The organism is Spiroplasma platyhelix PALS-1, from assembly GCF_021496725.1.
In the GTDB taxonomy this organism is placed as follows: Bacteria; Bacillota_I; Bacilli_A; order Mycoplasmatales; family VBWQ01; genus Spiroplasma_D; species Spiroplasma_D platyhelix.
In genome coordinates, this window is sequence record NZ_CP051215.1 from 321,056 (window position 1) to 345,495 (window position 24,440).

A 24,440-nucleotide genomic window follows, 5' to 3' on the forward strand; every position below is an offset into this window, starting at 1 on the left:
GGGGTTTATTAAATGACAATATCACAAACATGATTAGCAACAAATATTGTTGATGAAAAATATCTAGAACAATTAAAGAAGGTTTATTCTAATCATGATTTAGAAAAATTACTATTATTAAATATTGATCTGAGGTTACTATATTTAAAGCATCTTTTTATGATTGAAAATTCGTTAAAAAATATTTTATTGCATCAAATGTTCATCAATGAGTTACAAAATTTAGAAAATAGTCACTTTCTTAATCAAGAACATTTAAAAAATTTAAGAAGAGCAAGAAGAGTCATTAGAGCAGGCTATCATAAATATAGTCGTAATGGAGTTTTAAAATCAAAAACAATTCGTAGTTTGATTGAGGTTATGTCTTTTGAATCAATTATGACTTTATTGCAAACTTTAAATGATGAAAATTTAAAAAAAGTGGCACAATATTTTGGTCTTAATGAACACAACAATCAAAATATTTTATTAGAACAATTAGAATATTTAAAAGATATTCGTAATTATTTATCGCATAACTTTAAAGTCTTAGGTGTTCATTTTAATCAAAAGCGTAGCAATAATAATTCTTATCAACAAGAATTAAAAGCTAATAATGATCATCACTACTTACATTTATTAATTGAAAGATATTCTAGTAAAAATCAAATTCTAGCAGTTTTTACTGATGAATATAAAAAATTATTTCAAAGCTATGAAGTAAGTCATAATGGTACTATTAGTAATAGTACTAACAACATTAATCCTAATGTGACTAATGGTAACGGAGCAAGATAGAAAATGACAAAAGAAGAATTAAAAGCAATTAAACAAGAAATTGATGATTTAATTAATAAAATCAAACAATGAAATTATGAATACTATGTTCTTGATCAATCTTCAGTTAGTGATAGTGTCTACGATCAACACTATCGTAAACTAGTTGCATTAGAAGAGCAGTATCCACAGTTTATTAGAAATGATTCACCAACAAAAACAGTTGGTGCTCAAATAACAGATTCTAGTTTAAGAAAAATTGCTCATCAAGTTCCAATGTTGAGTTTAGCAAATGCTTTTAATCAATCAGATTTAATTAAATTTGATCAACAAATAAAAAAAATTACTAGCAAAGCTGATGTGAATTATGTTTGCGAATTAAAAATTGATGGTCTTTCAATTACTGTTACTTATCAGGATGCTAAGTTGAAATTAGCAGCAACAAGAGGCGATGGTACTTTAGGAGAAGACATCACAGAAAATTTAAAAGAAATTAAAACAATTCCAATAACTTTAATTGATTGTCCAATTAAAAATCTAGAAGTTCGTGGTGAAGTTTTTTTAAGTAAAAATGATTTTCAAATTTTAAATCAAGAACAGAAAGAATTAAATTTACCATTATTTGCTAACCCAAGAAATGCTGCTGCAGGAACTTTGCGTCAATTAGATAAGACAATTGTTGCTAAGAGAAAGTTAGATGCTTTTCTTTATTACTATGTTGATGCGCTTAAAGATGGGATTAAAACTCATAGTGAAGCTTTGCAACAACTAACAAAATATCATTTTAATGTTAATAAAGAGTGAAAATTATGTCAAAATATTGATCAAGTGTGACAATATATTGATGATTATCAATCAAAAAGAAATAATTTAGCATATGAAATTGATGGGATTGTGATTAAAGTTGATGATTTAAGTTTGTATCAAATATTAGGAAATACCAATAAAGCACCTAGATGAGCGATTGCTTATAAATTTCCTGCTGTCACAACAACAACAAAATTATTAGAAATTTTTCCAACTGTAGGAAGAACAGGACGAATTACGTATAATGCTAAATTAGAACCAGTTTTACTTTCAGGAAGTAAAATTTCTTATGCGACTTTACATAATGGCGACTACATTATTGAGAAAGATTTAAGAGAAAGTGATTTAGTAGAAATTAAAAAAGCTGGAGACATCATTCCAGAAGTTATCAAAGTGATTGTTAGTGCAAGACAAAAAGATGCAAAAAAATTTAGCAAAGCTACGCACTGTCCAAAATGTCATAGTGTTTTAGAGCAAGTAGAAGATGAAGTAGATCAATATTGTGTCAACACTAATTGTCCAGCTAGAATTTTGAAATCTTTAATTCATTTTTGTTCGCGTAATGCCATGAACATCACTGGTTTAAAAGAAAAAATTCTAGCAAGATTTTTAAATTTAAAATGAATTCATGATGTAGCAGATATCTATCAATTAGTTAACTATCGTCAAGAGATAATCAATTTAGAGAAATTTGGTGAAAAGTCGTTTAACAATTTAGTTAGCATGATTATTAAATCAAAGAGTAATTCTTTAGAACGTTTACTTTTTGCTTTAGGGATTCGTCATGTTGGAGAAAAGAATGCTGAGATTCTTGCAGCAAATTTTAAAACTTTAGAAAACTTAATGAAAGCAAACCATCAGCAATTATCAGAAATTAATGATGTTGGACCAACGATCGCAACTAGTGTTATTGATTATTTTGCTAATCAAGATAATCAACAATTAATTAAAAAGTTAGCAGAATTTAAAGTTAACTTTAGTTTTATTGAGCAAGAAATAAAGCAAGAGCAGATTTTTACTAATACTACTTTTGTTATCACAGGTACGCTATCAAAAAGTCGTGATTATTTTGCTGGTTTATTAAAGAGTTATGGTGCTAGTGTTACCAATACAATTAGTAGCAATACTAATTACTTATTAGCAGGCAAAGAACCAGGATCAAAATTAGAAAAAGCTAGAGAATTAAATGTCAAAATTATTAGTGAAGAAGAATTATTTTCAATAATTAACAAGAAGTAAAGCCTTTTTTCTTTGCTTATTGATATTTATTAATGTTAAAATTAAGCAAGGGAAATAAAGAAAGGGAAAAATATGACTAAAGAAAATCCTGAAATAACTTTAAATTTCTTACATCAATTAGCGCAAGATTTGTTTTTTGAATTAGATGATCAGCAATGTCAGAATTTATTATTAGAATTTGATGCAATTGAAGAACAGATGGCAGTTGTAAGAAAAATTGACACTGAAAATGTGGCGCCATTAGATTTTCCTTTTGAATTGAAAAAAAATTACTTGCGTAGTGATACGATTGAATCTGCATTAACAAGTAGCGCTGTTTTATCTGTCGCTGGACAGGTTGAAAATGATTATATTGTGATAAATAAGGTGATTAATAATGAAGAAAATTAATTATCAACAACTTTCAATTATGCAATTGCATGAATTATTAGTTAATAAAACACTTAGTGCTGAAGAATTATTAAACTTAGTGCTATCAAGATTAAAAAAATTTGCAGATCTTAATGCTGTGGCAACTGTTTTAGAAAAAGAAGCTACTGAATGAGTTCAAAGTTTAAAAGCAATGGAAATTGAAAAAGATAATCCTTTATATGGAATTCCATTTGTAATGAAAGACAACATTATTACGATTGGTCAAAAAACAACAGCATCATCAAATATCTTAGCTAATTTTGTGCCGCACTATGATAGTACAATTAATAGTTTATTAAAAAATGTTAAGGCAGTTAATATTGCTAAGACAGCATTAGATGAATTAGGTATGGGTGGAGATGGTCTTTATGCTAACACAGGGTATGTTTACAATCCATGAAACAAAGCACATATCATTGGAGGTAGTTCAAGTGGTTCAACGGCCTTAGTGGCTGCTGGTGTTGTTCCTTTTGCTTTAGGGACAGATACAGGAGATTCAATTCGTAAGCCAGCTGGTTTTAATGGTATTGTTGGATTTAAGCCAACGTATGGTTTAATTTCTCGTAATGGTGTGATTCCTTATGCACCTAGTTTAGATACTGTTGGAATATTTGCTAATTATGTACAAGATATTGCTAATGTTTTGGATGTACTAGTAAAAGAAGATAAGAATGATTTTACTAATACAAAAAGTTTAGAGTCAGATTATTTTAAGAACTTAAAAGAAGATGTTAGTAATTTAAAAATTGCAGTCTTGAATTATCAATCTTATCAATGAAAAGATGAAGTTAAATCTGCCTTTGATCAAGCAATGAAATATTTAGTTAATGGTAAGGCAAAAGTTGAATATATTGATTTTAATCAAGAATTGTTAAGTGCTTTACTACCAGTTTATATGATTATTTCTTTTGCTGAAGCAACAAGTTGTCATGCAGGTTATGATGGTGTTAATTTTGGTGTACAAAAAAAAGGAAGCAACTATCAAGAAACAATGATTAAAAGTCGAACAGCAGGGTTTGGTCAAGTAGTTAAGAGAAGATATGTTATTGGAGCGTATGCGCTATCTGAATTGCATCAAAAAGAATTATTTTTAAAAGCTAAAAGAGTAAGAAGAATAATTGTTGAACAAATTAATCAATTATTAGCTAACTATGATGCTTTTATTGTTATGCCTTCAGTTAGTCCAGCGCCAACAATAAAAGATGTTCTTGAAAAAAATAATACTTTGAAAGCAGAACATCAGTATATGGAAGACTTATTGGTGCTAGCAAATTTGAATGGTTCTCCTTCAATTACTATTCCTCTAACAATAGTTGATGAACTACCAATCGGACTTAACATTAACACTGCACCATTTAAAGATCAAACTGCACTTAATATTGCTAATTATTTAAGCAAACAAATTAACTTTAAAAATAAACTACTAGGTGAAGATGATGAATAATTATGATGTAACAATTGGTGTTGAAGTTCATATTGAATTAAAATCAAAAACAAAAGCTTTTTCATCTGCTGCAAATAGTTTTGCTGCAAAACCTAATAGCCAAGTTAGTCCTGTTGATGCAGGTTATCCAGGAGCAATGCCAAGTTTAAATCAAGAAGTAGTAGTTAGTGGGATTAAATTAGCACATACTTTGAATATGAAAATTGATCCGCTTTTACGTTTTGATCGTAAGAATTATTTCTATCCTGACTTACCTAAGGGCTACCAAATTACTCAATTTTATCATCCAATTGGTAGCAATGGTAACTTACAAGTTACTGTTGCAGATAAACCATTTTTAATTGAATTTGAAAGAGTTCATATTGAAGAAGATACAGCAAAACAAATTCATCAAGGTGATTTAACTTACTTAGATTACAATCGTGCTGGTGTGCCTTTATTAGAATTAGTAACAAAACCAATTTTTAATAATGCAGCACAAGTTCATGCTTATATTGTTGCTTTAAGAAGAATCTTAATTGCGTTAGATATCAGTGATGCAAAAATGAACGAAGGTTCATTACGTTGTGATTTAAATATTTCTTTAAAGCCACAAGCAAGTGAAACTTTAGGAACAAAAGTTGAAATTAAAAATCTTAATTCGCTGAATAATATAACTTTAGCGATTAATGATGAAATTATTCGTCAAAGTGAACTATTGTTAGCAAACAAACAAATTGAAGAAGAAACTAGAAGATTTGATGAAAAAAGTAATCAAACAGTTTTAATGCGAAAGAAAACAAGTGCTGTTGATTATAAATATTTTACTGAACCAAATATTTTTCCAGTCCAGTTAGAACAAAAATGAATTGATGATGTCATTAGTAAACTGCCGATGCTACCTAATGAGATTGCAGATATTTTAAAGAATAAATTTAGTTTAAATGATAGTGAGATTAATGTTCTTTTAGATCGTAGAGATTTATTGTTAGCATTTGAGGTTATAGTGAAAGAAAATAACTTATCTAAAGAAACAGTTAACTATCTTTTAGGACCAGTGCTAGGTTATCTTAATACGCAGCAGATAAATGATCTTAGTGTAACAAAACTTAACTATCAGCATCTAGCAGAATTAATCACAATGATTAAAGAACAAAAAGTAAATGACAAACAAAGTCAAAAGATTCTAACAACAATTTTTGAGTCGGATGAACACAATCCAAATGAGTTACTGAAGTTATGAGATGTTAGAGTTATCACTGATGAAAAAGAACTATCAGAAATCATCATCAAATTAATTCAAGACAACCCACAAATGGTAGAAGAGTACTTTAAAAATCCTTTTAAAGCGAATAAATTCTTTATCGGTCAAGTGATGAAGCAAACGAAAGGTCAAGCTAACCCTAAAATTGCTCAAGAGTTAGTTGATAAATTGATTGTTGAATATAAAAAATAAAAGCTCCAATAAATTTGGAGCTTTTATTTTAATAAAATTATTATTATTGCTTATTTAATTCATAAAACATTTTAAAGTCTTTAAGTTGAATTACATGAGTAGAATTATCTCAAAATACTACAGTATAGGTTCCACTATGTAGTACAGTTTCTTGATCTTTATCTCAAACATTTTTTGAATTACTTACGATTTTATCAAGGTCTTTATAATCCATTTCAATATCTTGATTTATTAATTCTTGTCTTTGATGAGCAAGTACTCAAAAGATGAATCTTCATACATTTTCGTCGGTTGTTCCATCTAGATCTGCGATTAATAAACCATTTCCATAAATTTCTATAAATTGTTTTTCTTTATAATCAAAGAAAGCAATTCATGCATCTTTTTTTGCTGCTGATTTTGTTTCAGCATTTTTTAGATTCTCAATTATGTTATTGTAAGCAGGATCTATTTTGCTAATTACAATTGCAACTTCACCTTCAATTGTCTTATTTGGTTTAGTAATTATAGTTGCTGAACCAAAGTTTTCTTTGGTTGCTGCTTTGAAATCTTTAATACTAATATTTGCGCTGTTTAATTCGGAATGTTGTTTTTGAACTTCATTAAGAACAGATTGTTCGGTATTATTAGTATTACTATCAATTACTCTATTTATAATGATACGATTTAAACCTTTTTTTGTTGCTGTCAATTTTGTGATTGTAATTGAAACTTCACCAGTAAAATTGCTTTCTGGGATGGCAGTAATTTTAGCTGATCCAGACTGACTTATTGTTGCTGCTTTGAATTCTTTGATTTCAACATCTTCAATTGTTACATCATTATTTAAAAAAATAATTTGATTAAGAACTCATGTTTCATCGTTATACAAATCACCTTCAACTTCTTTATTTTTGATTACTGTGTCTAGGTTGATTTTGTCTGCTGCTTTGATTGTGATGTTTACTTCGCCTGTGAATGTACTTTCTTTTTTGGCAGCAATTTTAGCTGATCCTTTTGTACCAGGTTGAGCTGCTACAAAAGAGTTAACTTCAAGGTCTGTTTTATTTACTTTAGAATCTGGATTTAGTGCTAAAACTTTGTCGATGATTGTTGTTTCAGTAGCATCACTAGCAACTTCAGTAATTTTAATTACAGAACTTAATTGAGTTTTGTTGAGAGATTTAATAGAAATGTTTACTTCGCCAGTAAACTTAGTATTTTCTTTTGCAAAAACAGTTGCTGATCCGTTTGCTATTTGTGTAGCTGCTTTGAAGTTTTTGATTTGGATGTTACCTTTTACTTCTGGATTAGCTGTTTCGATTGTTTGAAGTACTTTAGTTTCATTATTAGAAGTGTTTCCATCAACTTCTTTATTTTTGATTACTGTGTCTAGGTTGATTTTGTCTGCTGCTTTGATTGTGATGTTTACTTCGCCTGTGAATGTACTTTCTTTTTTGGCAGCAATTTTAGCTGATCCTTTTGTACCAGGTTGAGCTGCTACAAAAGAGTTAACTTCAAGGTCTGTTTTATTTACTTTAGAATCTGGATTTAGTGCTAAAACTTTGTTGATGATTGTTGTTTCAGTAGCATCACTAGCAACTTCAGTAATTTTAATTACAGAACTTAATTGAGTTTTGTTGAGAGATTTAATAGAAATGTTTACTTCGCCAGTAAACTTAGTATTTTCTTTTGCAAAAACAGTTGCTGATCCGTTTGCTATTTGTGTAGCTGCTTTGAAGTTTTTGATTTGGATGTTACCTTTTACTTCTGGATTAGCTGTTTCGATTGTTTGAAGTACTTTAGTTTCATTATTAGAAGTGTTTCCATCAACTTCTTTATTTTTGATTACTGTGTCTAGGTTGATTTTGTCTGCTGCTTTGATTGTGATGTTTACTTCGCCTGTGAATGTACTTTCTTTTTTGGCAGCAATTTTAGCTGATCCTTTTGTACCAGGTTGAGCTGCTACAAAAGAGTTAACTTCAAGGTCTGTTTTATTTACTTTAGAATCTGGATTTAGTGCTAAAACTTTGTCGATGATTGTTGTTTCAGTAGCATCACTAGCAACTTCAGTAATTTTAATCACTGTGTCTAGACTGATTTTAGCTGTTGGTGCATCTGAACCACAAGATACAACACTTAACGAAGTTGGAACTGCAATAGCTAATAAACCAATTGATGCTAACATTTTTTTAAAATTCATTTTCAATTTCTCTCCTTTTTATTTCTATTTCTATTATATTTAAAATTATAATTAATAAATTATAGCATATTCCTCCTTTTATTAAAAAAACTTTATTAATTTTACTTTTTCAAAATTATTTTATCATTTTCTCGGGGGGGGGGGGGCAAGAATTATTTAAATTTTTAATTATTTTAATAATTACTACTTAAACAAATTAAGGTATAATAAAAATATGAAATATTTAGCAATTGATTTAGGAAGTAAGACTTTAGGATTAGCTCGCGGAACAGGGCTAATTGCTTCACCATGAAAAACTTTAAGATTTAAAGAAAATGATTTTGATCAGGCTTTGCAGGGACTTTTGTTAGCAATTAAAGAATATCAGCCCGATGAAATTATTTTAGGCTATCCACTAAATATGAATGGTTCAATTGGAGAAAGTGCTGAGACTGTTTTACAATTTAAAAAAATGTTAGAAGAAAAAATTGATAGTGAAATTGCTATTGTTCTTTTAGATGAAAGAAGAACAACTTTTAGTGCGAATCAAGTTTTAATTGCAGCTGATTTGAGTAGAAAAGCGAGAAAAGAAAAAAAAGATCAGGTTGCAGCAACAATTATCTTGCAAACTTATTTTGACAAGATAAATTTTCAAAAGCAAAGAAAGGAAGAAGATAATGACAAATAAAAATCATAAAGTTAATTTAGTTGCAATTGCTGGAGGAAGCGCTTCAGGTAAGACAACAGTTGCAAAAAAAATTGCTGAAGCATGTAAAGGCAAGGATGTTATCTTTATTGAAATGGATAACTATTATAAAGATTTAAGTCATCTAAGTAGAGAAGAAAGAAAGAAAACTAATTTTGATCATCCTAATGCTTTTGATTTTCATCTATTAATTCATAATTTAGAACAATTATTATTAGGAAATGAAATTGAAGAACCAATTTATGATTTTAAGGTTAATAGTCGTAGTAAGAAAGTAAAAATTATTAAGCCTGGCGATGTGATTATTTTTGATGGAATTTTTGCTTTAGAAAATCAAGAAATTCGTAATAAAGCAACAATTAATATTTATGTTGATACTGATAGTGATATTAGGTTAGTAAGAAGAATTGCTCGCGATGTCAACACTAGAGGTAGAACATTAGATAGTGTTTTAGAACAGTATACTGCAACTGTTAAGCCAATGCATGATGCTTTTGTTGAACCAACAAAACGTTTTGCTGACATCATCATTCCGTTTGATTTTCATAATATTGTTGCAATTGATATTATTGCAACAAAAATTAAAGCTTTAATTAAATAAAAGTAAAAAAGTCTGATCAAATGCATTTGATCAGACTTTTTAGTTGATAAAGTTTTTTAATTGAAATTAAATGTTAAATTTAGACTAATAGTTTCATTTTTTACTGAACCATAATTAAAATTAATCTCAGTAACTTTTTTTCCTTCTGTTTGTAAAATTTCATCAGTTATTTCTTTACCATCTAAAGTGATATTGTTAGTTTGAACTAAACTAAGATCAAATTGATCTAATAATTCTGAAGGTAGAACTAAAGCCATAAGAAATGGAATTGTTGAAGCAATTTCTTCTATAAATTGGTTTACTGTTAAAATTTCATAAATTGTTAGTGCTTCTTCTGGGATTCTACCGATGTTTGCTTTTACTGCTTCTACTATTTGTTCTTCAATTGTAGCTTGTGTAGAAACTAGTGTAGTACTATTTAAATTAGTAAGACTTACTGATGCAGGAGTTGCAATTGCTAATACCCCCATTGTTGCTAATAATTTTTTCATATTTTTATACCTTAATATCTTTAATTAACTTAAAGATAACCCTTTCATTAAAAATATGCTTGAAACAAAAATATATTAAATATATTTTTATATTTCTACCCTTTTTATTTTAATCTCAGAAAATTATTTTATCTAGCAATAATTAAAATTTATTTAAAAAACCTAGTAAAAATTTACTAGGTTTTAATATTTTTAATTTGAAGATTATATTTTAAATAATTATTTTACAACAACTAGTTTATCATTTGAAATTACATATTCGCTGTATTTTTTATTATTACTTACTCAAGTATTTTTTTCAGAATTAAAAATTCTGGCTTTGTTTGATAAGTGAGTATTAACTTCAATTATAAAACCTTCTTCATATGGAATTTCTCATAACTTATTAGCATTAAGAACATTATTAAAATTATCTCCAGCTTTTAAAGTAATATTTTTAACAATTTCACGGTTTTGATTTTTAATAGTTATATCATAATATTCTGTTTCTTTATTTTGGCTTGCATCAATCAATGTACCAGTACCTCTAAATAAAATTGTTTTTGTTGCTTGATTTAATCCAATTAATCCACGTTGATAATAAGCGTACCCAATAAAACTGATTGTATCTTCAAAAGAAACTGGTATGAAGTAGATATAAGAATTAGATAATAAATTATCATCTTTTACAATAATGTTTGTTTGGATATAATATTGATTTTCTTTAATATAATAGTTCATTCAATTTAATTGTATTTTATCGGCTAGGATATTATTATTTTCTGAAATATCCAAAAATTCATTTATGTTAGTATCATCAATTTTTGTTCCAAAATTAACTGCTTTTTTTGATGTAATTTCATATTTAAGTGTTGATAATTGATATTCTGGTAATTCTAACTCAACAACAGGTTCTTTAGTGCCATTAATTATGTTTTCTCAAATATTTTTTTCTAGTGAAGGCAATTGTTCAATTGTTTTTTTAGTGTCATCATTTATTTTAATCCCTCATTTTTGATAAAAAGGTGTTAGATTTCGATTTGTTATTTTTGATGTTATCTTAATAAAATCTTGTTGCATATTGCTGATTGATAAATTAGTTCGATAAAACTGTGATAACGTTGGATAGAAGTTATCTCCAAAAGCCATTTGTAATTGTCAAAACATTGTTAATTTTACAAATCCGTCTTTTTCGTTATTGAAATCTTTATTTGGATCATTTGAATTTAAAAATGCTTTTACTTTTGCGATATTACTTGCACTTTCTAAGTTATTTGTTTTAGCAATAAATTTTTGTACATATAAAGCGCTTATATTAACTGTAACTTCTGTTAAATTAGATCATTTATATTGTGGAGTTTGATAAGTATGACCGATCTCATGTCATAATCCTCATTGATTATCAGGTTTTCTAACAAATAAATTTTTACCTGCACCACTTTTATTTTGAAAAGTAATTCGATAACTAGTTGCAGAAGCATAACCAACACCATTATCAGGATTAGTAATATGAATAAATTGGTTATACTTTTTTTGCTACTCCTGAATATTTTTCATTTAGTCCATATAGTTCACTTGAATACTTTCAAATTTGATCTCAAGATTCAACAGTATTACTTATATTTACATCTTTTGCATTTATCACATCTTTTTTAAACATTTCAGTTTGAAATGTTCCAAAAACATGATTACCAACAACTTCAACAAAAGGTGAATTTGTTTCTAGTATTTGATTAAAAAAATCTGTTTGATTAGATTCATCAATAATAAATGTTGGAACTTTTATTGGCTCATTTTTACTAATACTTACGATTGATACACTATTAGTAAATCGGTAATCTTTTAAGTATAGCATTCCAGAAATTTTTGGAGTAACAGTTAAATTTTCTCCAACAATTTGATAACTTTCGAATCCAACATTTTTGCCATCATTTAAATTTTTGTAGTCGCCATATTGACCAATAGCAAGATATAATAAATCATTACTATCTGCATTTTTATTAATTTGAATCTGATATTCTTTATCTTTTTCTAAAAAATAACCAGTTGGTCTAAGAAATGAATGTTGAAGACTTCGATTTTCACTTGCTAAAATATTCTTTTCAATGCTGGCATAATCATTAAATTGATTTGTAATATCTTGATTTAGTTGATTGACTTTTACATTTTCAGGATTATCAATTTCACTAGGTACTTCTTTGTTACCACAAGCTACAACACTTAATGATGTAGGAACACTAAGAGTAACTAATCCAATTGTTGCTAATAATTTTTTCATAAATAAATCCCCCTTTTTTTGAGACAAAAATTGCTTATACTTATATTATAGACTATTAAGAACTTTATTCAGAACTAATTTAATTTTTGATTGATAATTTTCGACTTTTACTTCCATTAAAACAACTTTATTAGTTTGTAATTTATCTTGATAATATTGATAGACATTATTAAATACAGTAACATCGGCCATGATATTATTATTTTCAACCATTAAGAATGCCATAAGTTGATTGTTTTTTGTTTTGATTGTCTTGACAGAGATAATTTTTGAGATTACTTTAACTGTTTGGTTAACATAATTATTAACATCAGTTAGACTAATTGTTTGATTCTGCTTGTCTAGTTCTGCTTTTCATTTTTTTTCTGGATTGTATTTTAAATAAAGTCCTAAAGCTTTATATTCATTGATACTGTTAGCATTTCAATTATTAGGATAACTTATGAGAATAGGTGCTTGGAATTTTAAGTTTAAACTGACTATTTTTGTATTTAAATCTTTAATTTGAACAATATTAGCATATTTAAAAGCATTATCTAAATTTTTTATTAGCGTTGTTCGATTATTATTAAGTTCATCAAAGGCTCCTGCAGCAATTAAATATTCAATATTTTTACGATTAAGGCCAACAAAGATTGCTCGTGCACAAAAATTAAAGAAATCAGTGAATAAACCATTTTTTTCACGTTCAGTAACTAAAAGCTGACAAGCATTTAGACTCATTTGTTTAATTGCTTGTAAACTGTAAATTAGGGCATTATTTTTTTTATCAATCATAAATTCAGCATTTGACTTATTAACATCAGGTGGAAAGATTTTGATGTTGTATTTTTGACATTCATGTAAGTATTGAATTAATTTTTGATCATTACCAATTGCACTAGTTAGTAAACATGACATAAATGCTAGAGGATAATTAGCTTTTAAATATCCTAATCAGTAACTAATTAAGGTGTAAGCAACAGCATGAGAACGATTGAAACCATAACCAGCAAATTGTTTAATATCATCTCAAATTTTGCTTACAGTTGTTTGATTGTAACCTTGCTTTAAAGCGCTTTCAATAAATAAAGTTTCTTGTTGATTCATTACTTTCAGATCTTTTTTACTAATTGCTCTTCTGATTAAATCAGCTTTAGCTAGTGTAAATCCTGCAATTTTTTGTAAGATTAACAAGATTTGTTCTTGATAGACAATAATCCCATAAGTTGATTTTAAATAAGGTTCTAAATCTAAAGTAACGTAAGTTACTTTTTCTTTTCCTAATTTTCTTCTGATGTATGTTTCAATATAGTCTTGTGGACCAGGGCGAAATAAAGATGTTGTTGCAATGATATCTTCTAGGTTATTTGGCTCCATTGCTTTTAAAATTTCACGCATTCCTTGCGATTCTAGTTGAAAAATACCTGTTGTGTCACCATTGGCAATGATTTTAAAAGTTTTTGCATCATTCAAAGGAATTTGATTTAAATCTAATTTGATATTATAGTATTTTTCTACTTGCTCTAAAATTTTATTTAAAATTGTTAGATTTCTTAAACCTAAAATATCCATTTTAATCAGACCAATAGATTCTAATTCTTGCATTGCATATTGAGTTTGAAAAATATTATTGAATCCAGTTTGTAGTGGAAGTAAGTTAACTAAAGGTTGATTAGCTAAAATAATCCCTGCAGCATGAGTACTTGTTTGTCTTGGGAAACCAAGAATTTTTTGAGCAACATCAAACATCATAGGATACTTCTTGACATAAAGTTGTAATTTTGGTGAAGCAGTAATAGCTTGCGATAAATCAAAATTATATTGCGTTAGAATTAATTTGCTGATTTCATTAATTTCTTCTAGGCTAATGTTAAAAACACGGCCTAAATCTCTTACTGCCATTTTACTAGCAATTGTTTGAAAAGTAACAATATGGCTAACATGTTCTAGACCATATTTCTGACCTAGATATTGGATTACTTCTTCTCTTCTTTCATCTTGAAAATCAATATCAATATCAGGTAATGAAGTTCTTTCAGGATTTAAAAAACGTTCAAAAATTAAATCATATTTAATTGGATCAACATCAGTGATTTCAAGTACATAAGCAACTAAACTACCCGCAACACTTCCTCGACCAGGACCAACGATAATTCCTTGCTTTTTTGCAAAAGTGATGTAATCTTGCACAATTAAAAAATAATCATTAAAACCCATTAAATTGATAATAGCTAATTCTGAAAGAAGTCTTGTGATGTATGCTTGATTAATTGTTTTACTTTTGAAGCGTTTTTCTAAACCTTCTTTGCATAATGCTTTTAAGTAACTAGTACTAGTACTGTTAGGAGTACTAAATTTTGGAAGTTGCTGTAATTTTTCTTGATTTGTTAGTTTGGGCAGGTCTAGGTTACATTTACTAATTACTATTTCGTTATTTGCTAAAATTCAATCAGGGAAAACTTTTTTTAGTTCTACTTCATTTTTATAATAATTAGAACCAGATTTAACTAATTCATTAGTTTTCAAAATTTTGTTATCTTTAATTGCTGTTAGAACTTGAAGAATCTCAGCATCTTCTGAGTTGATATACTCAACTAAATTAGTAGCAAGAATTTTTTTTGTTAGCTTAGTTAGATCAGATATTTTTTTAATATTATTTTCTGTCACACCAAAATAAGTTTCATCATCTGGATTTTTAGTTATAATATTTCAAGTTTCTTTTAAGAATGTTGGTTCTAGTTCATCAACTTTAATAATAACAATTAGATTAGAGTTAGCAACTAATTCTGCTGCAATTTCTAAATCAGTTAGAAAAGGACTTTTAGTATTTAAAAAAGTGCTGATTTTAATTAAAGTTTTGTAACCTAGATAGTTAATACTTAAAAGACTAAGGTTAATTAGTATATCTTGATGTTTTCACTGACAATCAAGGCCAATAATAGGTTTAATGTTATGTTGCTGACATAGTTGATAAAATTCGTAAGCACCATACATGACATTGCTATCTGTGAGAACTAAGCTTGCTAAATTATTTTTTTTTGCAAAAGAAAGATAGTCTTTTAGTTTGATACTTGAAGATAAAAATGAATAATTAGAATGAACATTTAAATTAACTAGATATTTCATTTTACCTCCAATATATATAATATTATTATTCCATAAATATTAAAAATAAGTGCTAATAATTATTTGTTTGTTGCTTAGCAAATAGTTGTAGCAATAATTTTGTCAGTAGTTATTTTAATTAATTCTTCTAAGTTAATTAATTCTTGTAATTCTTGTTCTAATTTTTGTGCTATCTCTAATTTTGGTTGGGTAGTTGGGTTTTTTGGAACAAATAGTGAACAACAATCATCAAATGGTAGAATCGAAGTTTGATAGGTATTGATTTTAGTAGCAAGATTAATGATTTCTAATTTATCATCAGTAATTAAAGGTCTTAGAATTGGTACATTAGAAACTTGATTGATGACATTGATGCTAGCTAAAGTTTGAGAGGCAACTTGACCAACTGATTCGCCTGTAGCAATAGCAATGATCCCAAGTTTGTCTGATAGTTGATTAGCAATTTTAATAAACATTCTTCTCATTAAAGTAATACGATAACTAGATAGAGAGGTATGCATTAGTTCATTTTGCAGTGTTAGAAAGTCACATATGTATAAATTAGATTTATTGTTGTTATAAGGTTTTAAGATTCTGATTAAATCTTTTACTTTGTTTAAAGCTTCTTCACTTGTTACTGGAGGTGTTGCAAAGTGTAAAAAAATTACCTCTAATCCTCTTTTCATAAGTTTTCATGCTGCAACAGGAGAATCAATTCCACCACTAAGTAGTAGAAGAATTCGACCAGAACTACCAACAGGTAGACCTTTTGCCCCTTCAACTTTGTTGGTATAAAAGTAAATTGCATCAGTGTTGACAGATAAAAATATTTTTAATTCTGGATTTTGGACATCAACTTTTAATTTAGTGTTGGTTAGAATAATTGTTGCAAGTTCTTCAATCATTGCTCTTGAAGAAAAATTAAATGATTTATCATTTCGTTTGACCATTAATTTAAAAGTTTTTACTTGCATTGCTTCTAAAGCAATTAGATCAAGAATGCTGCTTTTAATTAGATCAAAATCTTTTGGAAACTTTGAGACTAAAGAAAAATTGCTGATACCAAAAATTTGACTTAATTTTTCTTTGATTCCTTCTCATTCACTAATTTTAAAATTGCTAATTTCAATATGAGTAAAAGAAGATTGATATTTTAAACTATCAAATTCTTTTAAACTGTTACTGATATTATTTTTTAATTGTTTAATAAAGTTAAATCGTACTACTTTACCTTTTAATACTAATTCATCGTAATGAATAATAATTACTTTTGTTACTTCCATGAAGACTCCTATTTAATAGTTAAATTAAATAGCATAATTAGATAATTATGCTATTGAATTAAATTTATTAAGTTAACTAAAGCTTGCTGATAGTTTTGTTGCTTTAAGTTTTCTTCAATGTTTTGAAATTGGAAATTAGCTTGTTCATTATCTTGACGATAGCGATTAGCATAAACTAAAGTTGCATTGGATAATTGATAAAAAGTAATGGCAATTTTAATTTGTTGATATAATTGAAAACTTTGATTTTGTAATAAATTTAATTCTTTGATAACTACATTTAAATCTAAATCAACATTATTTTCAATAGTATCAGTTAAATTTTTAATTTTATCTTCTAAATTAAGAAACATTTGATTGTATTGACTTGATAAATATTTGTATTTAAAGTTAGAAAGAATGTTTTCAACTTGTAACATTGTTGAATTTAATTTGTTAAGTGAAGAAGAAATAATTAGTTTAGGTTTAATTTCTTCAATTAGTAATTGATTATATTTTGTTAGACTATTAAAAGCAATAATATTGTTTTCTAGTAAATCTCTTAAAAGCATTAGTAGTTGTTGATAAGTTAAATCCTTATCGGTTTTTTCTATTTCAATCGTGATTTCATTCTGGATATCGGTGATGATACTAATTTGTTGATAAATAATATTTTTTAAATTATTTACCTCGTTACCATTTTGGATGCCATTTTGTGTTTGATCAAGATCGTCAAAGTCTTGATTAAGGTTATCGAATACGTGATTAAGATTTAATGATAAATCTAAGAATTGTTGATAGTATTGTGAAAAAATGTTATTAAAATTGTCTTCTTCTTTTAGATCAGTATTAAATTTGTTTAAAGCAAAGAGAATTTCTTTAATTTCGTTTTTTGATTTTTTGTATTGTAAGTTATTGATTAATTTTTTAGCTACTTGTAACTTATGATTGATGTTTGCTTCTAAAACACTAAAACTAATAATTAAATTGTGATCATAAGATTGGTATTCTAATTGCTTTTTAATGGCATTGATTCGTGCTGGAATTAAATGATAGACTTGATGGCTTAAGTTTGGTAGGTTAACTAAAATTTCTGCTAGTACTGTTGTTCCGATAGCAATTTCACTTAAGGTACTGATAACAAAAGAAAATTGTGCTTGGTTGACAAAGTTTTCTAAATCTTTAAATTTAATTTCTAAAACATTGATAATTTCTGTTAGTTGCTCTTGGTTAATTTCACTTTGTAAGTTGATTTTAATAATTTCACTTTGTAAGTAGTTAAAGTTTTGTTTGAAAAATAATTGATACTCACGAATTAATTGATCGATACTAATAAAGTAATCAATTTCAATTAGTAATTTTTTAGTTTGTTCTTTAGTTTTGTTGCTAGCAACAAAAGTTATTTTAATTAATTCATTTCGAGCAACATAATCCTTATTTTTTTCTAAGTCAATAATTTTTCAAAAATCCTTAACAATTTTTTGACAATCTTGCTTTAATAGTTTTTGATAGCGATTAATTCATATATTAAAAATATTTTCATATTGGGTATTTGTTTTGATGATTCCATTGATACGCTTTAAACGATCTTTTAGATTAATATTTTGGCAGTATTCTAAGTTTTTTAAGATTTGATTTTTTTTATTTTTAATATTACTTATGATAATAAGAATAATTGTGGATGTAATCAAAACAATGAAAAGTAAAATTATTACTGTTAGAAAAAGAATTTTAGTAGTAGTAAAATCAATTATCATAGTGCCTCCAATTAAATTTATTATTTAAGTTTATTATTTTTCTTTAAGATTTGGTAAATAATAATCAAACCTTGCAGAACAAGGTTATCTTGATACTGATATTTGAATGTTAGAAAAGGTTTTAATTCTTCAAAACTACCACCAGTAACAATTACTTTTAAATTTGTTTTTAATTCTTTATTAATTACTTTAATTGTATCATCAATCATGTAATTAAATCCGTTACCATAACCAATACTTAAAGCATGTTTAGTTGAGTTACCTAAAACTGATTGATATTTAGCAACTTGAAAGGGTTTAATTTGTGCAGCAGCATTAGATAGAGATAGTTTAGCACTAGTGAAACCAGGGCCAATAACTACGCCTTTTAAGATGCTATCTTTGATGATGCAATAAGTTGTAGCTGTTCCTAAGCTAATTGTGATGGCACTATCAAAGAGATGATGACTAGCAATTGATAACGCAATTAAATCACTGCCGATTTCTGTATATTTTGCATCAACTTTTATTGGTAGGAATTTAATTGTGTTGTAGTTAAGGATAATTGGTTTAAATTTAAAAATTGTTGTGATTATTTTGCTAATGATTGGTAATTTTTTTGGTACAACACTACAAATAACAACATTTTCAACTTTTGTCTTTTTACTTAGAGAAATTTTTTGCATTGTTTTTTCTCAATTATGATTTTGAGTATCAATTGCTTTGATGAAAGAAAGTTTATTATTGCTTTCATCACCTAAAGCAATTTTTGTTAGTGTATTGCCAATGTCAATTAATAAAATCATCATTTCAACCTTATTTCTTTATTGTAGTTGGTTGGCCATTTCTTTACTTGATGCAAGTTCATCAAATAATGTTCTTACTAAATTATTAAGATTTTCTACTTGCAAGAATTTACCATCTCGAGCAATTGAAACTGCGCCAGTAGTTTCGCTAACAACAATTGAAACTGAATCAGTTAGTTCAGATATTCCTAGAGCAGCACGATGTCTGCTGCCATATTGACTAGAAATTTTCTTGTTAGTTAGAGGAAAATAAGTTGAAGCACATTCAATTCTTCCTAAACGAATAATTACTGCTCCATCATGTAAGGGAGATTCTTTGTAAAAGATTGATTGCAATAATTGAGGACTAACCTCACTATCAATTTTAATTCCTAAATCAACGTATTGATTTAGTGGCATGCTTCTTTCAATTGTAATTAAAGCTCCAGTTTTTTCTTCTGATAGTTTAATAATTGCTTCAGACAATAAACTAGATAACATTCTTTTTTCTGAAGATCCAAGAACGGTCATATGAGATTTACGATTGATGATTCATCAACCTTTTTTATTTTTAAAAATTACTAGAAAAACCACTAAAAGTAAAATAATTAATTCTAATGCAATTGCAATTCCTGCTAAGATTGCTACTTCTTTAGCTATGTAATTATTGTCAACAACTAAGATTGGTAAAATAGTATTCATTGATTGCCACCATTTCTTAAATAATTTTTCATTATCTTTCTTAATTATAAAATAAAAAATAAAAAATAGATAAAGAAAACAATAAATAAATCTTTGTTATCATATTTTCATATTAATTAATGTTTTTTTGAAGAATGATATAATTGAAACATATTGAAAAATTTATTTTAAAAATAGGGGGAATTTAACTAATGGGTAAAAATAAAACTGCTAGTGATAATGCGATATTTAATATCCATTCACCAAAAGTTTTGGGACTACAATATTTTATTTTAAGCTTTTTTTGATTAATTTTTATTGCACTGTTAGTTGCAGCTGTTGTTATGTTTAGTGTTGAACGAGCACGAGTTAACAGTGATAATAATGTTAATGCTATTTTGGATCAAATTGCAAATAGTAATGATCAAGCTCAAAAGACCACATTGTATAAGCAATTAATGGATATTAAATATCCTTTGATTGACTTTTCTTTAATGACTTTTGTTGTTTTTTCTGCTTCAAGTGCACCAGTTTCTGATTGAGGAGCTGCTTGAACGCAAAGATTAAATAATATTAATTTGGCTTATTCTTATATCTTTATTACAGCACTAATTGCAATTATTGGTTTTGTTTTTTATATCATTGTTATTGTTAGAATTTATCATCGTGCACACTTTGAAAAGCGTCATGGTTTAGTTATTAAATATCACAATGATTATGTAATTTATGATATTAAAATGTATTTAAATTTTATTGTTAATTTAGCAATTGTTTTCAGTTTCTTTAATTTCTTATCAACACTTGTTGCTTTAGCATATGGAACTATCTTAGTTCTAGTTTCTTATTTCTTCTGATATGTCTTAAGAATCAAAACTGAAGTTTTAGTAAAACATAAATGATGAAAGGCACCTAATTTTGCTTTATTTGCTATTATCATAATAATTCAAAATACTTTCAACATTTTGAAAGTTGTTTTTGCCAACGAATTTGGAGTAAATTTAGATTTAATTCTATCAGTGCTATTCCCAATTGGAACAATTACAGTAATGTTAACAATTTTAATTCGTAACATGTTGAACACTCAAGTTAGTGCTATTATGAAAGCAATTAAAACAATTAATGCTCGAGTTACTGCTTATCGTATCTTCTATTACTCACAAAAACAAAAAGGTTTAGAAGATTATACTTTTGTTACACAATTACCTACTTTAATCAAAGTACCATTTGCAAAGAATGCAATTAACACTAGTCAGGCTTATAAATTGATGACAGAAATTGATGAAGCTACAACGTTTTTTGAACAACATTATGAAAAAGAAAAAGAAAAAAAATATATGCTTTATCACTTATTTAATATCATTACTGATGTTGCTGAGATTGAAGAAATTAAACGTAATAAATTAAAACTTGAATCACAAAAAGCGCAGAAAGAAAAAAAGAAGAAAAAGAAATAAGTATTGTGAATTAAAAAATTCTTGAGTTAACTCAAGAATTTTTTATTTATTTGAGGAATTAGATATTATAATAAATAGTATTAAAACTAAGGGGGTTTTATTATGAAAAGAATACTAACTATGATAGGAGCTGCTGCTTTAATTACTTCTGGTGTTTCAACAACAGTAGTAATAAATTCACAAGTTCAAAATAATATAGTAGAAACAAATCATATAGGAGTTTTAAAAGAAACTAATATTTATGTTTCAGAAAATTGAAAAGTTAATGCTGAAGGACCTAAAACATTAGCTGAAAAAATTGGTGGAGTTTGAAGATTAGAATTTAATCATGAACTAACACAAGATATTATTTCTGGTAGTGCAAGTGTAAATGATATTTTAGATATTGTATCTGATGTTATAGAAAAAATTCCAAGTTTAAAAGAAAAAATTGGATCTATTTCAGATATTATTAATGTTATTTTAAAATTAGAAGTTCATATTCTTGATAAAGCAGATGAAGGAAATGGTATATTAATTAGATTTGGTGGATGAATTATGCCAACAAAATTAACAGCTTCAACTCATAGTTGAAATTAATTAAATAAAATATTTGTATTTTGTTTAATAAACATTTAAAATAATTTTGTTATGGTTATATGTGACACTTTGATAGCTATAATAAAAATTTAGATTCTTTTGGGATTTAGGTCATTAATTGCTAAGAGGAAAGCAAATTTAATTTACGTTTAATAAGTATTAGTATTGTATTATTGCTTGTTCTTCCGTGTATTAATGAAACTACTTAACAAGTAAATGTAAAATTAAACTGCTGCAAATAAAAAATGAATCTCAAAATAAAAGCATCGAATTAATCGATGCTTTTATTTTTTTTAAATTACTTTTTTAATTAACGGATGACTAGCACTAAGGATTTTAATTCCTCCAGTTTTTTTATGAAATGCAACTTCAATTTTGTCACCAATAATTTTTGTTACCACACCACTACCAAAGATTTCATGAGTTAGCAGATCACTAATTTTTCAAGGATTCTCTGAGTTTGTTGACTGATTTAACTCTTTTGAATTTATTCGTGAAACAATTTTATTAAACTTATAGTTTTTGGGATAGAACTTTTCTTGATTCTCTTCTTGAGTTCTATTAGAAGAAATGACCTTTAAATATTGAAAGTCTAGTTCTTCAAAAAATCGAGAAGGCACACGATGGTTATTTAAAACGTAAGAATAGCCACTAGCACTTGAAACAAATAAAAATCTTTTTGCTCTAGTGATGGCAACATAAAAGAGTCTTCTTTCTTCTTCTAGTTTAATTTTTTCTTTTGTTGATAAATTTATTGTTGGATTAGTAAGTCCAGGCAGAATACCTTCATTCAATCCAATGATGAAAACAACTTCAAATTCTAATCCCTTAGCACTATGAATTGTCATAAAGTTAATTGCTTCAATGTCATTATCTTCATCTAAATCAGTGTAGAGACTAATTTCTTGTAGAAAAGTAGTGAGCAATAGTTCACCTTGTAAATTTTCATTTTTACTATCAAACTCAACTATTTGTTCTAAAAATTGTTTGATGTTTTCAATTCTTTCATTTTCAAATTGATCTTTTAATTTTTTTAAATATTCAGTATCTTGCAATAATTTAGAAACCATTTGATGTAATGAAGTTACTTCATTAGTTTTTTCTTTAAAATCGGTAATTAAATTAATCAGAGGTTGCAAATAAAGTTTATGATTTTTTGTCAGATTATGTTGGAATAAAAAGAGATACTCACTTAATGTTAGGTTATTTTCGTTAGCTTGAGATAATAGACCTTCAATTGTTTTAGCACCTATTTTTGGTGTTGCATTTAGGATTCTAATCATTGATAAGTTATCATTTCAGGCAATTACTTTTAAATATGCGATGATATCTTTAATTTCTTTTCTTTCAAAGAATTTAAAACCACCAACAATACGATAATTTAAATTATGATTGATAAAAGCTTGCTCTAAATCTTTTGATAAATAATTGTTACGATATAAAACAGCAATTTGGTTCAATTTGATATTTTCTTTTAAACTAATTTTTTTAATAACATTTGCAACTCAATTAGCTTCTTGTGTACTATTTACTGCATGATAAACAATAATATCTTCACCAAGATTATTTTTAGTAAATAAGTTTTTGGCAATTCTTTGTTCATTGTTAGTAATTAAACTATTGGCAACATTTAAAATTTTTGATGTTGAACGATAGTTTTGATTTAAAATGAATGTTTCAGCTTGAGGAAATTTCTCAGTAAACTTTAAAATTAGATTAATATTAGCGCCACGTCAAGTGTAGATTGTTTGATCTGGATCACCGACAATAGTTAAGTTTTGTTTCTTTGATACTAAGTTTAAAAGAATTTCATATTGTAAATTGTTAGTATCTTGAAATTCATCAACTAAAACAAAGTCAAATTTGTTTTGTCATTTGCTAGCAATATTAGGGAATTCTTTAAAAAGTTGAGCAACTAAAAGTAGTAAATCATCAAAATCAAGACAATTATTTTGTCTTTGGTATTCTTGATATCTTTCATAAACTTTAGCACGAAGTACTCAAGTTTCTTGCTCAGTATAATCATGGATTACATCTTCTTTTGTTAGATGATGATTTTTTCATTCTGAAATAAAGTGAATTAGCATTTTTATTTCACTTGCTTCTGGTTTATGATTAAAATCACGTTGATAGATATCTCTTAAAATTTGTCTTTGATCACTGGTATCAATAATATTATAGTTGTTATTAATATTTAGATTCTGACTTTCTCTTCTTAAAATTTGAGCACAAAGTCCATGATAGGTAAAAATTCTGACATTATTTCTGTCATTATTTAATAGTTGACTAACTCTATTTTTCATTTCTTTTGCTGCTTTGTTAGTAAAGGTTACAGCTAGTATTCTTTCACTACTAACATTTAATCCTGTAATTAAATAAGCAATTTTATGTGTTAAGACTTTAGTTTTTCCTACACCTGCTCCAGCAACAATAATTGAAGGTCCTTCATTATAAAGAATAGCTGCTAATTGGCTATCATTTAATTCTTTTATTAAACTATTTTGCTCCATTGTTACTCCTTAAGTGGTCTATTTTTTTATAATTTATC

19 protein-coding genes are annotated in these 24,440 nt (G+C 27.0%); 9 read left to right on the plus strand and 10 right to left on the minus strand.

The window, feature by feature from the left end; all coding sequences use genetic code 4:
- Nucleotides 1-12 precede the first annotated feature (12 nt).
- The 5 genes from SPLAT_RS01545 to gatB all read left to right on the plus strand — a co-directional run bounded on the left by SPLAT_RS01545 (nt 13) and on the right by gatB (nt 6,092).
- A complete protein-coding gene (locus SPLAT_RS01545) occupies nt 13-777 on the plus strand; it encodes an Abi family protein (protein ID WP_168104652.1) in 765 nt (254 codons plus the stop codon).
- Between the two features lie 3 nt (nt 778-780).
- Nucleotides 781-2,802, plus strand: a complete 2,022-nt coding sequence (gene ligA / locus SPLAT_RS01550; protein WP_168104653.1) for an NAD-dependent DNA ligase LigA — start codon at nt 781-783, stop codon at nt 2,800-2,802.
- A 72-nt stretch (nt 2,803-2,874) separates the two neighbouring features.
- Entirely contained in the window at nt 2,875-3,192 is a 318-nt protein-coding gene (locus SPLAT_RS01555) for an Asp-tRNA(Asn)/Glu-tRNA(Gln) amidotransferase subunit GatC (RefSeq protein WP_168104654.1), read from the plus strand.
- Entirely contained in the window at nt 3,179-4,657 is a 1,479-nt protein-coding gene (locus tag SPLAT_RS01560) for an amidase family protein (RefSeq protein WP_168104655.1), read from the plus strand. Before SPLAT_RS01555 ends, SPLAT_RS01560 begins: the two co-directional genes overlap by 14 nt.
- A complete protein-coding gene (gene gatB, locus SPLAT_RS01565) occupies nt 4,650-6,092 on the plus strand; it encodes an Asp-tRNA(Asn)/Glu-tRNA(Gln) amidotransferase subunit GatB (RefSeq protein WP_168104656.1) in 1,443 nt (480 codons plus the stop codon). The genes SPLAT_RS01560 and gatB overlap by 8 nt, the downstream gene beginning before the upstream one ends.
- Nucleotides 6,093-6,135: 43 nt before the next feature.
- On the opposite strand, the gene SPLAT_RS01570 is transcribed toward gatB, so the two are convergent.
- Nucleotides 6,136-8,274 (minus strand): hypothetical protein, encoded by a 2,139-nt coding sequence (locus SPLAT_RS01570; protein WP_235083232.1) that lies wholly within the window; start codon nt 8,272-8,274, stop codon nt 6,136-6,138.
- 214 nt (nt 8,275-8,488) lie between these two features.
- On the opposite strand from SPLAT_RS01570, the gene ruvX reads away from it, so the two are divergent.
- Complete coding sequence (gene ruvX, locus SPLAT_RS01575; RefSeq protein ID WP_168104658.1) at nt 8,489-8,941, plus strand: Holliday junction resolvase RuvX; 453 nt, start codon at nt 8,489-8,491, stop codon at nt 8,939-8,941.
- A complete protein-coding gene (udk, locus tag SPLAT_RS01580) occupies nt 8,931-9,560 on the plus strand; it encodes a uridine kinase (RefSeq protein ID WP_168104659.1) in 630 nt (209 codons plus the stop codon). Before ruvX ends, udk begins: the two co-directional genes overlap by 11 nt.
- 56 nt (nt 9,561-9,616) lie before the next feature.
- Here udk and SPLAT_RS01585 read toward each other — a convergent pair whose 3' ends face one another.
- The 8 genes from SPLAT_RS01585 to SPLAT_RS01620 all read right to left on the minus strand — a co-directional run bounded on the left by SPLAT_RS01585 (nt 9,617) and on the right by SPLAT_RS01620 (nt 19,880).
- Entirely contained in the window at nt 9,617-10,051 is a 435-nt protein-coding gene (locus tag SPLAT_RS01585) for a hypothetical protein (RefSeq protein ID WP_168104660.1), read from the minus strand.
- A gap of 219 nt (nt 10,052-10,270) precedes the next feature.
- Nucleotides 10,271-11,545 (minus strand): M60 family metallopeptidase, encoded by a 1,275-nt coding sequence (locus SPLAT_RS01590; protein WP_308699569.1) that lies wholly within the window; start codon nt 11,543-11,545, stop codon nt 10,271-10,273.
- A gap of 7 nt (nt 11,546-11,552) precedes the next feature.
- Nucleotides 11,553-12,308, minus strand: coding sequence for a M60 family metallopeptidase (locus tag SPLAT_RS01595; protein WP_168104662.1), 756 nt, complete (start codon nt 12,306-12,308; stop codon nt 11,553-11,555).
- A gap of 45 nt (nt 12,309-12,353) precedes the next feature.
- On the minus strand, nt 12,354-15,416 hold the full coding sequence (locus SPLAT_RS01600) for a DNA polymerase III subunit alpha (RefSeq protein WP_168104663.1): 3,063 nt from the start codon (nt 15,414-15,416) through the stop codon (nt 12,354-12,356).
- A gap of 74 nt (nt 15,417-15,490) precedes the next feature.
- Entirely contained in the window at nt 15,491-16,678 is a 1,188-nt protein-coding gene (gene thiI, locus SPLAT_RS01605) for a tRNA uracil 4-sulfurtransferase ThiI (protein WP_168104664.1), read from the minus strand.
- Nucleotides 16,679-16,728: 50 nt separating this feature from the next.
- The gene (locus tag SPLAT_RS01610) at nt 16,729-18,414 is read right to left on the minus strand and encodes a septation ring formation regulator EzrA (protein WP_168104665.1); all 1,686 of its coding nucleotides are present in this window, start codon (nt 18,412-18,414) and stop codon (nt 16,729-16,731) included.
- Nucleotides 18,415-18,434: 20 nt separating this feature from the next.
- Nucleotides 18,435-19,199, minus strand: a complete 765-nt coding sequence (locus SPLAT_RS01615) for a type III pantothenate kinase (RefSeq protein ID WP_168104666.1) — start codon at nt 19,197-19,199, stop codon at nt 18,435-18,437.
- Between the two features lie 18 nt (nt 19,200-19,217).
- Nucleotides 19,218-19,880 carry a diadenylate cyclase gene (locus SPLAT_RS01620; RefSeq protein ID WP_168104667.1) on the minus strand — a complete coding sequence of 221 codons (663 nt, stop codon included), beginning with the start codon at nt 19,878-19,880 and terminating at the stop codon, nt 19,218-19,220.
- Nucleotides 19,881-20,071: 191 nt separating this feature from the next.
- On the opposite strand from SPLAT_RS01620, the gene SPLAT_RS01625 reads away from it, so the two are divergent.
- Both SPLAT_RS01625 and SPLAT_RS01630 read left to right on the plus strand, forming a co-directional pair.
- A complete protein-coding gene (locus SPLAT_RS01625) occupies nt 20,072-21,313 on the plus strand; it encodes a hypothetical protein (protein WP_168104668.1) in 1,242 nt (413 codons plus the stop codon).
- 102 nt (nt 21,314-21,415) lie between these two features.
- Nucleotides 21,416-21,892: a hypothetical protein gene (locus tag SPLAT_RS01630; RefSeq protein ID WP_168104669.1), complete on the plus strand. Its 477-nt coding sequence runs from the start codon at nt 21,416-21,418 to the stop codon at nt 21,890-21,892.
- A gap of 293 nt (nt 21,893-22,185) precedes the next feature.
- Here SPLAT_RS01630 and SPLAT_RS01635 read toward each other — a convergent pair whose 3' ends face one another.
- Nucleotides 22,186-24,402: an ATP-dependent helicase gene (locus tag SPLAT_RS01635; protein WP_168104670.1), complete on the minus strand. Its 2,217-nt coding sequence runs from the start codon at nt 24,400-24,402 to the stop codon at nt 22,186-22,188.
- Between the last annotated feature and the right edge of the window lie 38 nt (nt 24,403-24,440).